At 70.3% G+C, this 12,342-nt stretch carries 8 protein-coding genes and 1 pseudogene (1 of these 9 cut by a window edge); 4 read left to right on the top strand and 5 right to left on the bottom strand.

What is annotated here, in order from left to right; genetic code table 11:
- Window positions 1–329 precede the first annotated feature (329 nt).
- Window positions 330–1,253 carry a glycosyltransferase gene (locus ACILRB_RS07605; protein WP_395665694.1) on the top strand — a complete coding sequence of 308 codons (924 nt, stop codon included), beginning with the start codon at window positions 330–332 and terminating at the stop codon, window positions 1,251–1,253.
- A gap of 79 nt (window positions 1,254–1,332) precedes the next feature.
- On the opposite strand, the gene mdoH is transcribed toward ACILRB_RS07605, so the two are convergent.
- Complete coding sequence (mdoH, locus tag ACILRB_RS07600; RefSeq protein ID WP_395665693.1) at window positions 1,333–3,507, bottom strand: glucans biosynthesis glucosyltransferase MdoH; 2,175 nt, start codon at window positions 3,505–3,507, stop codon at window positions 1,333–1,335.
- Window positions 3,495–5,063 carry a glucan biosynthesis protein gene (locus ACILRB_RS07595; RefSeq protein WP_395665692.1) on the bottom strand — a complete coding sequence of 523 codons (1,569 nt, stop codon included), beginning with the start codon at window positions 5,061–5,063 and terminating at the stop codon, window positions 3,495–3,497. The genes mdoH and ACILRB_RS07595 overlap by 13 nt, the downstream gene beginning before the upstream one ends.
- A gap of 188 nt (window positions 5,064–5,251) precedes the next feature.
- Here ACILRB_RS07595 and glmU point away from each other — a divergent pair, with 188 nt between their 5' ends.
- A complete protein-coding gene (gene glmU / locus ACILRB_RS07590; RefSeq protein ID WP_395665691.1) occupies window positions 5,252–6,622 on the top strand; it encodes a bifunctional UDP-N-acetylglucosamine diphosphorylase/glucosamine-1-phosphate N-acetyltransferase GlmU in 1,371 nt (456 codons plus the stop codon).
- A 117-nt stretch (window positions 6,623–6,739) separates the two neighbouring features.
- A complete protein-coding gene (glmS, locus tag ACILRB_RS07585; protein WP_395665690.1) occupies window positions 6,740–8,578 on the top strand; it encodes a glutamine--fructose-6-phosphate transaminase (isomerizing) in 1,839 nt (612 codons plus the stop codon).
- Window position 8,579: 1 nt separating this feature from the next.
- On the opposite strand, the gene ACILRB_RS07580 is transcribed toward glmS, so the two are convergent.
- Window positions 8,580–9,002, bottom strand: coding sequence for a GNAT family N-acetyltransferase (locus ACILRB_RS07580; RefSeq protein ID WP_395665689.1), 423 nt, complete (start codon window positions 9,000–9,002; stop codon window positions 8,580–8,582).
- 16 nt (window positions 9,003–9,018) lie between these two features.
- Window positions 9,019–9,606, bottom strand: coding sequence for an NAD(P)H-dependent oxidoreductase (locus tag ACILRB_RS07575; RefSeq protein ID WP_395665688.1), 588 nt, complete (start codon window positions 9,604–9,606; stop codon window positions 9,019–9,021).
- 157 nt (window positions 9,607–9,763) lie between these two features.
- Between ACILRB_RS07575 and ACILRB_RS07570 the strand changes: the two genes are divergently transcribed.
- A complete protein-coding gene (locus ACILRB_RS07570; RefSeq protein WP_395665687.1) occupies window positions 9,764–10,156 on the top strand; it encodes an MAPEG family protein in 393 nt (130 codons plus the stop codon).
- A 12-nt stretch (window positions 10,157–10,168) separates the two neighbouring features.
- Here the strand turns inward: ACILRB_RS07570 and glgX are convergent.
- Window positions 10,169–12,342 (bottom strand): annotated as a pseudogene (glgX, locus tag ACILRB_RS07565) (glycogen debranching protein GlgX) (it continues 2,116 nt past the right edge of the window).

Genomic DNA, 12,342 nt, shown 5'->3' with positions numbered 1-12,342 from the left:
ATGGCGCCGCGGGCCGCGCCGTCGCCGCCGGGGCCGTCGCGGCGCCGGCGTCTCAACGATGGTGCGCGTTCGGCGTCATTCTGGACGTTGCGGGCGCGGCGTCATGAAGGCGTCGCGAAACGGCGGCCGTCTTCCGTCTTCGGCGCCCTCGGACGACCAGCGTCCAAAAGGCGCAGCTTAATTCGCCGAGGTATGGGCGATGTTTCGGCTTTCGTCAAAGCGTCTCATGGCGCGAACGCCGCGCGGCCTTGTGGCGCGGCGCTGAACGGGGCAAAGATGCGCCGGCGCCTCAAAGGCGCGAGCGCGCGGCTTGTCGGCATGGTGGGGGAATGCGTTTCAATATCGTCACGCCCGTTTTCAATGGAGAGCGCTTTCTCAACGAGACCATGCTGAGCGTGATCTCGCAGGCGGGCGATTTCTCGATTCATTATCATGTCCAGGACGCAGGCTCGACCGACAGCACGGCGGCGCTGCTCGACGAATGGAAGAAACGCTTCGCCGAAGGCTTCCCCATCGCCTGCCGCGGAATCGACTTCACCTATGCGGTCGAGAAGGACAAGGGCCTCTATGACGGCGTGAACAAGGGCTTCGCCCATTGCGGGCCGGCCGACGCGATGACCTGGATCAACGCCGACGACCGCTTCGAGCCGGGCGCGTTCGCGACGGTCGCCTCGGTGTTCGCGGCCTATCCTGACGTCGAATGGCTCACCGGCCGCTCGACCGTGCTCGCCGAGTCGGGCGAATCCCTGTTCCTGTCGCCGGTCAGGCCGCTGCCGCAGACCGCCATCGCCGCCGGCATTTTCGACGGCCGCTTCTCGGTCCATTTCATCCAGCAGGAAGGCACCTTCTGGCGCCCGAAGCTGTGGGAGGCGGCCGGCGGCCTCAACGCCTCGTTCCGCCTCGCCGGCGATTTCGACCTCTGGCGACGCTTCGCGCGGCGCGCGCCGCTCGTGACCGTCGACGCCATTCTGGGGTGTTTCCGCACCCGCGCCGGCCAGCTCTCGGCCGATCGCAATTCCTATCACGCGGAGCTTGACGCCTCCCTGAGCGACCAGGACAAGAAGATCCGCGCCAGGGCCGCCTTCCTGTACAAGGCGTGCGGCTACAAATATCCCGTGCTGGTGCGCCATTGGGGCGGTCCCTGGACGCTCGAATGCTGGCCGATGTCGATGCTGCCGTTCCTTGGCGGGCGCGGCTTCAAGCTCGAGCACTGGCGGCTGCAGGCCGCCGGCTATCTCGGCCTCGCGGAATAGGGCGCGGCGCGTCGCGCGGTCTTTTGCGGGCCGCTCCCCGCCGCGCCGGCTTCGGCCGGCGTGTAAGACGCGCGCGGCCTCAGGGGCCGGCCGGGGGACGTCTCCCGGCGGGCAGGGCGAGCAGGCGGGCGATCAGCGATCGGTCATGCAGCAGCGCCATGCGCTCCTTGGGCCGCATCGCCTCAAACGCGTCCTCGCGCGTGCTGGCCTCTTCGAGCCGGGCCTTGGCGAGCGCCCATTCGGCGGTGATGTCGCCGCGCTTCAGGCCGGCCGGCAGCCAGGCGAGGTGCCGCGCCCAGAAGCTTTCGTCCTCGATCGGCGGCGCGGCGTCCTGTTCGTCCTGCGCGCGCTTGCGCGCGAGATCGTTGGCGCGCACCACGAGCGGCGGCTGCGACTGCTCCTCGGGCGTCAGCAGCAGGCCGGCGCGGCGAAAGGCGAGGCCGACGCCGAGCAGCCCCGTCGACCAAGACAGGACGATCGCGAGGATCAGGCCGACGATGGTCGGCGACATCCAGGCCGCGAGCGAAGGCGCGATCATGAAGCCGGCGATCAGCATGACGACGCCGAGCGCCACATGAGCGCGGTGCCGCCGCACGATGGCGCGGAACGGAATCGAGCCGTCGTCGCGCCGCTGCGGGTCCCAGCCGGTGTCGAAGCCGAACACGAAGTGCAGCACATGGCCCGCCTGGATCAGCATCATGATCGGGGCGAGGAGCGCCGACATGACGATCTCGAACAGCGACGACAGGGTGAGGCGCAGCGCCCCGCCGCAGCCGCGGCGCGTGCGCGTCTCGAACAGGGCGAGCAGCAGCCCCATGAACTTCGGCGCGAGCAGGATCGCCATGGTCAGCGCGAACAGCTGCAGCGACCGCGCCGCGTCGAAGCGCGGCCATGTCGGAAACAGCATGAAGTCGTTGGTGAAATATTCGGGCCGGATATAGCTCGCCTGGATCACGATCACGACGCCGACGAGAATTTGCAGCATCCACAGAGGCGAGGCGACATAGGCGACGATGCCGGTGATGAAATGCTGGCGCGAGGCGAGGCGAAACCCCTTCGCGGGCAGCACGCGCAGATGTTGCAGATTGCCCTGGCACCAGCGCCGGTCGCGCGCCGAAAGGTCGATCAGCGACGGCGGGCTCTCCTCATAGCTGCCGCCGAGCGTCGGCAGCATGTAGACGCCATAGCCCGCGCGCAGGATGAGCGCCGCCTCCACGAAATCGTGGCTCAGGATATGGCCGCCGAAGGGCGGGCGTCCGCGCAGCGTCGGCAGCCCGCAATGGGCGGCGAAGGCGCGGGTGCGGATGATGGCGTTGTGGCCCCAGTAATTGCCCTGCCGTCCCATCCAGACCGACACGCCGGCGGCGATGACCGGCCCGTAGATGCGCGCCGCGAACTGCTGCAGCCGCGCGAACAGCGTGTTGCGGTTGATGATCAGCGGCAGGGTCTGGATAATGCCGGCGTCGGGGTCGGCCTCCATCGCCGCGGCGAGCGAGACGACGGCGTGGCCGGTCATCAGGCTGTCGGCGTCGAGCACGATCATGTGGTCGTAGCGCCCGCCCCAGCGCGTGACGAAATCCTCGATGTTGCCGGCCTTGCGGTTCACGTTCTTCGGGCGGTGCCGGTAATAGACGCGCGCCCTGCCGGCGAGGCGGCTGGCGAGGCCCGCGTAAGCCGCCTCCTCGGCGAGAAACACGTCGGGGTCGGTCGTGTCGGAGAGGAAGAACCAGTCGAACGCCTCGCCGAGGCCGGTCGCGTCGACCTCCTCGATCATGGCCTCGAGCGCCGAAAAGATGCGCCCCGGCGCCTCATTGTAGATCGGCATCACGATCGACGTGCGCTGATGCAGCGCGGCCGGCGTCGCGGGCGGGCGGGGCGCGAGGAAAACGAGCCAGAACACGCCGGCGACCGCGCTCGTGAAAGCGAGCGCGATCCACGAGAAATTGGCGACGAAGAGGATGAGCAGCGCCCATTCGAGCAGGGTCACGCCGCCGACGTCGACGACGCGATACATCTCATAGGCCCCGTAGCCGGTGAGCGCGAGACAGCCGCCAAACACCACGAGCCGCGCCAGAAAGGCGCCGGCCCATGGGTGGGAGAGGACGTTTCCGCGCCGGCTCTTCGGGTCGAAGCGCGACAGGCTCTGGGCCGGCATGTCGAGCGGGGATTCCGCCGGCATGCAGGGAAAGGTTTCGTCGCCGGGGCGTCCGGGCGCCCGGGCGAGGGCGAGATCGGCCTTCGTCACGCCGTCCATCGATAGATCCAGGTTTCGCTGATGGGCTCGTCCTTCGAGAAGAGCGAAAGACGCAGTTCGGAATGATTTTCGCCGGCGGGGTCGAGCTCGAACATCACCCGGCAGGTCGCCCGGTCGGCGTTCTGAAACGTCCGCACGAGCGGAATCGATCCCGGCGACGCGACGACTTTCGGCACGACGTCGTCGCCGTTGCGGATCTCGCCGAGCCGGCCGCCCTGGAATTCGACGATGAAGCGCCGGCGCTTGCCGGTCCCGCGCCCCGAGCGCGACATGACGACCATGGCGAGCGGCGGGCGCGGCGCGGGATTGCGGCCCCAGAACTGGCGATAGGCGTAGGAGACCTCGCCTCCGGCCGGCAGCGCGGCGGAGGGGCGCCAGTAGGCCAAAACGTTGTCGTTGTTTTCAGAATCGGACGGGATCTCGACGAGCTGCACGCCGCCCGCGCCCCAGCCCTTTTCGGCGATCGGCTCGATCCACAGCGAGGGGCGGTTCTCCCAGTGCTGGTCGTCGTCCTGGTAATGGTCGAAGTCGCGGTCGCGCTGCATCAGGCCAAAGCCGCGCGGATTGTCGTCGACGAAGGTCGAGACCTGCAGCGTCGCCGGGTTCGACACCGGGCGCCAGATCCATTCGTCGCGGCCGGTCAGGATCTGGAGCCCGTCGACCTCGCCGATCTGGGGCCGCACGTCGTCGGCGCGGGTGCGGTCGATCGCGCCCGAAACATGGGTCGCGCTCATGGCGGCGACGCCGTAATGGTCGAGCGCCGCGCGCGCGAACAGGGTGCATTCCGTGTCGATCAGCGTGGTGTCGCCCGGCCGCAGCGTGAAACGATAGACGCCGGCGACGCTTTCGGAGTCGATCAGCGCATAGATCGTCAGCGCGGCGTCGGCGAGCGTCGGGCGCACGATCCACACCACGCGAAAGACGGGAAATTCCTCGCCGGCCGGGTCGGCGGTCTTGATCGCCAGCGCCCGCGCCATCGGCCCCGGATCGAGGCCCCGCCCGACCGCGCGAAAGAAGCTCGCGCCCTGGAAGGTCGCGAGGTCGAAGAAGCCGCCGCCATGCTCGCGCGGGGCGAGCACGCGAAAGCCCGAGAAGCCGATGTCGCCGAGCCCCGCCGGCGCCGGCTTGCCGAAGTCGTAGAGGCTCGAATCATAGACGAGCCGGCGCGCCACGCCGTTCTCGACGATGTTGATGCGCATCGGCGTCGAGAAGATGAAGCCGCGATGCAGCGGCTCGATCGCGAAGCCGACGTTCTCGGTTTTCCACAGCGCGCCCTGCGGCCGCAGGTTGATCGCGACATACTGGTCGTAGGTGAGCGAGCGGAACGGGGCCGGGAGATCGGACTCGGGGGGCTTGTAGGGGGCCGCGGCGAGCGCGCGGGCGGCCTGCGTCGCCATCTCGGGCGAGAAGCTCGTCGCGTCGGCGGTCGGAAAGCGTTCGGGCGGCGCGGCCGGGGGCGGCGCGGCCGGGGCCCCGGCTGCGCCATTGGTCTGGGCGAAGGCGGGCGTCGCCATCAGCCCGAGCGAGAGCTGCAAAACCTCCCTGCGGTCGATCATGAACCCGTCATTCCGGCGCCGCCGCGCCATTTTTGTCAAGGAACCCTAGAATTCTCGCCTTATAGCGCATAATGGGGCGCGGTTAAGGTGAGGCGAGCGCGGCGCCGCGCGTTTTTTGTGCGGCGCACCGACATGGTGAACCCTTTCCGGCCGACGCCGGCCGACCGCAGCAAGGAGCATTCGCGCTTATGTCCGCAGACACCCCGACCGGCGCCTATCCGCGCCGCACCTGCCTCGCCGTCGTCCTCGCCGCGGGGCAGGGCAAGCGCATGCGCTCGAAGCTGCCGAAAGTCATGCACAAGGTCGCCGGGCGCTCCATGCTCGGCCATGCGCTCGCCGCGGTCTCGAACGCCGGCGCCGACAGGATCGTGGTGGTGGTCGGGCCGGACCACGACCTTCTCGCCGAGGAGGCGCGCCGGATCGCGCCCGACGTCGAGATCGCCGTGCAGGCGGAGCGGCGCGGCACGGCCGACGCCGTGCTCGCCGCGCGCGGGGCGATCGCCGAAGGGTTCGACGACGTGCTCGTCGCCTTCGCCGACACGCCGCTCGTTCGCCCCGACACCTACGCCAAGATGCGCATCGCGCTCGCCGCCGGCGAGACCGCCGTCGTCTGCCTCGGCTTCGAGGCGAGCGATCCGACCGGCTACGGCCGCCTCATCATGAAGGACGGCCTCCTCGAATCGATCCGCGAGGACCGCGACGCGAACACCGACGAGCGCAAGGTGACGACCTGCAACGCCGGCCTCATGGGCCTCGCCGGCGCGCATGCGCTCGGCCTGCTCGAATCGATCGGCTGCGACAACGCGCAGAAGGAATATTACCTCTCGGACATCGTCGCCGCCGCGCGCCTCCTGAAGCTCGCCGCCTGCGCGCTGATCGCGCCCCAGGACGAGGTGATGGGCGTCAACGACCGGCTCCAGCTCGCCGCCGCCGAAGCCTTGATGCAGAAGCGCCTGCGCGACGCCGCCATGACCAAAGGAGCGACGCTGGTCGATCCCCCGAGCGTGACCCTCGCCTTCGACACGGCGCTTGGCGAGGATGTGACGGTCGAGCCGCATGTCGTGTTCGGGACGGGCGTGAGCGTGGCCGCAGGCGCGCAGATCCGCGCCTTCTCGCATCTCGAAGGCGCGAGCGTGGGCGAAGACGCGACCGTCGGCCCCTTCGCGCGGCTGCGCCCCGGAACCCGGCTGGCCGAGAAGGTCCATATCGGCAATTTCGTCGAGACCAAGGCGGCCGAGGTCGGCGCCGGAGCCAAGATCAACCATCTGAGCTATGTCGGCGACGCCTCCGTCGGCGCGAAGACCAATGTCGGGGCGGGAACCATCACCTGCAATTACGACGGCTTCGACAAACACCGCACCGAGATCGGCGCCGGCGCCTTCATCGGCTCGCACGCCTCGCTCGTCGCGCCGGTGCGCGTCGGCGACGGCGCCTATGTGGGCACGGGCGCGGTCATCACCGAGGACGTCGCGCCCGACGCCCTCGCGCTCGCGCGCGCGCGCCAGGTCGAGAAGCCCGGCTGGGCGACGCGCTTCCGCAAAAGAAAGAGCGGCGGCTGATCCGGCCGGTCCGGATTTTTACGCAAAATTGCGCGGCGCCCGACGCAAGCCGCCTGCGCCGCGGCGCGGGCGCTGCTATGGAAAGGCGCAGCTTCAGGCGACCGTCGGGAGAAGATCATGTGCGGCATTGTGGGAGCGCTCGCTCTGGGCCCGGCCCAGCCCATCCTTGTCGAGGGGCTCAAGCGGCTCGAATATCGCGGCTATGATTCGGCCGGCCTCGCGACGCTCGAACACGGGGCGATCGAGCGGCGGCGCGCGAGCGGCAAGCTGCGCAACCTCGAGGCGCTGCTCGCCGAGCGGCCGCTCAAGGGAACGACGGGCGTCGGCCATACGCGCTGGGCGACCCACGGCAAGGCCACCGAGGCCAACGCCCATCCGCATGCGACCGACAGGGTCGCCGTGGTCCATAACGGCATCATCGAGAATTTCCGCGAGCTGCGCGAGGAGCTGAAGGCGCAGGGTCATGTGTTCGCCTCGCAGACCGATTCGGAGGTGATCGCCCATCTGGCGTCGCAGGGGCTCGACGAGGGGCTCGACCCCACGGCGGCGACGCTCGCGGCCGTCGCCCGGCTCGAAGGCGCCTTCGCCTTCGTCCTGCTGTTTGCGGGCGAGAACGACCTGCTCATCGGAGCGAGCCGCGGCGCGCCGCTCGCGGTCGGCTTCGGCGAGGACGACCGCGAGGGCGAAATGTTTCTCGGCTCGGACGCGCTGGCGCTCGCGCCTTTCACCCAGACCATCGCCTATCTCGAAGACGGCGACGTCGTGGTCGTGAGCCGCGCCGCGGCCGTTTTCATGGACAGCTTCGGCCGGCCGGTGACGCGCCGCCGCGTCAGGACGCTCGCCTCGGCCTATCTGGTCGACAAGGGCGGCTATCGCCACTTCATGTCGAAGGAGATTCACGAGCAGCCCGAGGTCGTCGCGCGCACGCTCGCCCATTATCTCGACATGGCGACGGGCCAGATCGAGCCGCCGCATGAGCTTCCGGTCGACGTCGCCAGGCTGTCGCGGATCACGCTGTGCGGCTGCGGCACGGCCTATTATTCGGCGCTCGTCGCCAAATACTGGTTCGAGCGCTTCGCGCGCCTGCCGGTCGAGGTCGAGATCGCGTCGGAGTTCCGCTATCGCGACCCGCCGCTCGAAGAAGGCGGGCTGTTCGTCGTGGTGTCGCAGTCGGGCGAGACGGCCGACACGCTCGCCGCCCTGCGCCTTGCGCGGGCGAAGGGGCAGAAAATCCTTTCGATCGTCAACGTGCAGACCTCGACCATCGCGCGCGAGAGCGACGTCGTCGCGGCGACCCTCGCCGGGCCCGAGATCGGCGTCGCCTCGACCAAGGCGTTCACCTGCCAGCTCGCGGTCTTCGCGGCGCTCGCCATCGCCTTCGGCGTGGCGCGCGGGACGCTTGCGGGCGAGGCCGAGCGCGCCGCGCTCGCCGAGCTCATCGCCGTGCCGGGCCTGATGGCGCAGGCGCTGAAATGCGAGCCCGTGGCCGAGTCGGCGGCGCACAAGATCGCCCGGGCGCGCGACGCGCTCTATCTCGGGCGGGGGACGGCCTATCCGCTCGCGCTCGAAGGCGCGCTGAAGCTCAAGGAGATCACCTATATCCACGCCGAGGGCTACGCCGCGGGCGAGCTGAAGCACGGGCCGATCGCGCTCATCGACGCCGACCTGCCGGTCATCGTGCTCGCACCGAACGACGGCGTGCTCGACAAGACCGTGTCGAACGTGCAGGAGGTCGCGGCGCGCGGCGGGCGGCTGATCCTGATCGGCGAGGAGGAGATCGCCCGCGAGGCGGCGGTCGGCGCCGAGGCGGTCGTGGCCATGCCGAAATGCGGCGCGAATTTCGCGGCGATGATCTACGCCGTGCCGATCCAGCTCATCGCCTATTATACGGCGGTCGAGCTCGGCAAGGACGCCGACCAGCCGCGCAATCTCGCCAAAAGCGTGACCGTCGAATAGGTCAGACCTGCGCCCGCATGGCGAGGGTTTCGACGCAGAAGCCCTGCTTGCGGTAGAAGGCCAGCGCCTGCGCGTTGCTCGCGCGCACGTAAAGATCGACGCGGGCGATTCCGGCCCGCCTCAGAAAGGCGCGCATCCGTTCGACGAGCCTGGAGCCTACGCCCGCGCCCCGGCGCGCGGGCGAGACGGCGAGCGCCATCAGGCAGGCGTAGGGGCGCCGGCCAAGGTCTTCGGGCGGGTCGAGAATCTCGACCGCGAGCATGCCGACCGGCCCCGAGGCGTCCTCGGCGATGAAGATCTCGCTGCGGTCGAGCAGCCGCAGCAGCGCGCGGTCGGTCGCCGGCTCGCCGTCCTGCTCGGTCTCATGCAGTCCGCGCATGAAGGCGAGAATCGCGGGCTCGTCGCGCGCGGCCGCCTCGCGCACGCAAAGGGCGGGGGCGTCAGAAATGCGCGCACTCCTTCTCCAGGCGGTCGAGGAAGCGGCCGGCTCGGTCCCGCGTCATCGTGTCCATATGGTCGAGCGTGAACATGCGGAAACGCGCCTTCGGGCAGAGCCACGGCTTCATCCCGCGTGACAGCTGGCGGCGCACCGGATCGCCCATGACGAAGCGCGTGAACCACCACGGCGCGCCGGTCGAGGTCACGGCCCAGAGCGCGTCGATCTGGGTCAGGAGCGGCGTCGGCCGGCCGTTCGGCCCATGCGCGAAGGCGACGCCCGGCGCAAGCGCGCGGTCGAAGAAGCCTTTCAGGATCGCCGGCGCGTCGAACCACCATTGCGGAAAGACGAGCGCGAGCTTGTGCGCCGCGCGCAGGCGCTCGGCGTAGGGCGGGAGCGCGCTCGAATCATAAGGCGGCGCAAAATAGGCGCGCCGCTCGCGCGCCGACAGAACCGGGTCGAAGGCTTCGGCGTAGAGATCGAGGAGATCGACCTCGAACCCGCGTCGTCCGAGCGCGTCGGCGACGCGGGCGGCGGCGGCGTGGGCGAAGCTCTCCGCAAGCGGATGGGCGAGGACGACGAGGGCGCGCATGCGCATTCATCCCATAAAGCGCCGGCGGGCGAAACAGCGGCCTGATCGCTTGCCGCGGCGCTGCGCAGAGCCTAGAGGATTTTCCGGCGAAGCGGCCGGCTTCGCGTCGCGAGAGCGCGACAGGACAGCCGGACCGGCTCACGCTCCAAGAGGTCTCATGGTCGCGCCCGTCACCTCCTTTTACGCCGGCGTGCTGGCGATTCTGTTCATCGGCCTGTCGCTGCGCGTGATCCGCGAGCGCCACCGCGTGCGGGCGGCGATCGGCGCGGGCGGCGACCCGATGCTGGAGCGGGCGGCGCGCGTTCAGGCGAACTTCGCCGAATACACGCCCTTCGCCCTGTTGCTGCTGCTGCTCGCCGAGATCGCCTATGTTCCCGCCTTCGGGCTGCATCTCGCCGGGATCGCCCTGCTCGTGGGGCGCGGCCTCCATGCGTTTGGCGTGTCGCAGCCGCGCGAGGATCTGCGGCTGCGCCTGGTCGGCATGTGCCTGACCTTCGCGGTCATCATCGGCCTTGCTCTGATCCTGCTCGCGACGGGCATGGGCGGCTGAGCCGCGCGGCGGTCAGCCGCCGCCCGCCGCCGCGCCGCGCCAGCGTCGCACCGAAGCAAGAATGGCCTGCGCCGGGGCGCCCGCAAACAGCGCCTCGACCGGCGCCATGATCTTGCGCCGCCAGTTCGGCCGCTCGTGGTCCGTGCCGGGCAGGTTGACGGGCGAGGTTTCAAGGCTGAGATCGTCGGCCTGGGCCAGCATCAGGGCCGCGCCCGAGCGCGCGACGAAGCCGTGCAGCGCCGCCGCCTGCGCGAGCCCCAGCGCGCCCTCCGGCGTGAGCGCGACTTCAGCGCCGTCGTCCCGCGCGTCAGCGTCTTGCGAGAACGCCTCGCAGAGCGCGCGTTTTTCGGCGAGACGCTCGTCGCGCGCCGCCGCCGGATCGTCGAGACGGCCAAGGGCCTCCGCCTCGTCGAGGTCGGCGCCGCTCCACCAGCCCGCGAGCGGCGGCAGGTCGTGCGTGGCGACGCAGGCGGCGGCGAGCGGCGGATAGTCTCGCGGCGCGATGAAGCTCCCGTCGTCGCGGCGCTCGAAGCGCATCACCCGGTAGGACAGGAAATTGGCCTCGGCGAGCGCGTCGCGCAGGCCTTCCGGCACCGTGCCGAGATCCTCGCCGACCACGGCGCAGCGGGCCCTGGCGCTTTCGAGCGCGACCTGTCCGGCGAGCGCCTCGAACGGCTGGGCGAGATAGGCGCCGTCCTTGCCCTCCGCGCCGTTCGGCACGAGGAACAGGCGCTTGAGGCCGAGCACATGATCGATGCGCAGCACGCCGGCGTAAGCCATGTTGGCGGCGATCAGCCGCCCGTAGCTGCGGAAGCCGTCTGCGGCGAGGGCGCGCGGATCGAACGGCGGCAGGCCCCAGACCTGCCCCTTGGGGCCGAGCGGATCGGGCGGCGCGCCGATCGAGACGCCGGGAACGAGCCGGTTCGTTTCGGAAAAGGCTTCGGCCCCGTCCGGCGCGCAGCCGACCGCGAGATCGCGATAGAAGCCGAGCGAAAGCCCCGCCGCCCGCCCTTTCGCCGCCGCCGCCGCGAACTGGCGGTCGGCGATGAACTGCAAAAACTTGGCGCGTCCGATCTCATGCTCGTGACGCGCCGCGAAGGCGTCGAGCCCTGGCGCGTGCGGCGTCGAAAGCTCGGGCGGAAAGCGCCAGAGCGTCGCGCCATGGGCGCGCTCGAGCGCGCAAAACAGCGCGAAGCGGCGAAGGCTCTCGCCGCCCAGCACGCGAAAACGCTCATAGTCCATGACGAGCGGATCGTTCGGCGCGGCGAAGCGGCGCGCGCTGAAAGCGGCGTAGGCGATGTCGAACAGCGGGTTCTTGAGCCCGGCGACGGCGTGATAGTCGACGAAGGGGGCCGCCGACAGCGCGCGCGCCTGCGGCTCGGCGCGGGCGAGCGCCGCCCGGACCGCCTCGGTCATGAGTTCGGGCGGCAGGTCGAACAGGTCGATGGCGAGCGGTTCGAGGAAGCGGCGGTCGGAAGGATGATAGGGGCTCGCGCGCCCGGGATCATGCGGATAGAGCGCGTGCAGCGGATTGATCCCGACCGTCGCGGCGCCGGCGCGGCCGGCTTCCTCGGCGAGGAGGCGCAGGCAGGTGAAGTCGCCGACGCCCTGATCGCCGAGCGGACCTTCGCGACGCAGGCCGTAAAGCTGCGCGGCGACGCCGAAGGCTCCGCCGCGTTCGAGTTCGGGCGGCAGGAAGGCGGCGCCTGGAACGACCGAAAGATGGCACGGAAAATCGGGCGCGGCGTCGGTGAAGACCTCATGGCGCCCGAGCGGCAGCTCGGGGAGCGGCAGGTCGCGCACGCGGGCGCGGCGTCCGTCGTCGGCGACGATCTCGCGCCGCTCGCCGAGTTGCGGCGGAACGACGATCATATGATCCGATCCGTCTTCGCAGGCGATCCTGACCTCGAACGGCAGCGCGGCGTCGGCGAGCGCGCCGCCAAGGCGCAGTCCGAGCGGCGCGCCGGCGCGCAGCGTGACCGCCACGGGCAGGGGGCGGAAGGCCCGCTCGTCGGCGAGCCGGGCGAGCTGGGCGCGCGCCTCGCCGGTCGTCTCGGCGCCGAGGCCGAGGCTGCGCAGCAGCGCGCGCTTCGTGTCGGCGCCGACGATGGTGAGGCGTCCCGCGACGTCGCGCCATTCAAGGCCGACGCCGGCGGCCGCGGCGAGGCGGTCGAGCGCGGCGTCGT

The organism is Methylocella sp., assembly GCF_044226135.1.
Lineage (GTDB): Bacteria > Pseudomonadota > Alphaproteobacteria > Rhizobiales > Beijerinckiaceae > Methylocapsa.
Note: the sequence above shows the minus strand (reverse complement) of the source record. Positions and strands in the feature narration are given on the sequence as shown.

Coding starts and splice junctions, on each gene's coding strand:
- ACILRB_RS07605 (WP_395665694.1), top strand. CDS start 330: ATGCGTTTCAATATCGTCACGCCCGTTTTCAATGGAGAGCGCTTTCTC.
- mdoH (WP_395665693.1), bottom strand. CDS start 3,507: ATGGACGGCGTGACGAAGGCCGATCTCGCCCTCGCCCGGGCGCCCGGA.
- ACILRB_RS07595 (WP_395665692.1), bottom strand. CDS start 5,063: ATGATCGACCGCAGGGAGGTTTTGCAGCTCTCGCTCGGGCTGATGGCG.
- glmU (WP_395665691.1), top strand. CDS start 5,252: ATGTCCGCAGACACCCCGACCGGCGCCTATCCGCGCCGCACCTGCCTC.
- glmS (WP_395665690.1), top strand. CDS start 6,740: ATGTGCGGCATTGTGGGAGCGCTCGCTCTGGGCCCGGCCCAGCCCATC.
- ACILRB_RS07575 (WP_395665688.1), bottom strand. CDS start 9,606: ATGCGCGCCCTCGTCGTCCTCGCCCATCCGCTTGCGGAGAGCTTCGCC.
- ACILRB_RS07570 (WP_395665687.1), top strand. CDS start 9,764: ATGGTCGCGCCCGTCACCTCCTTTTACGCCGGCGTGCTGGCGATTCTG.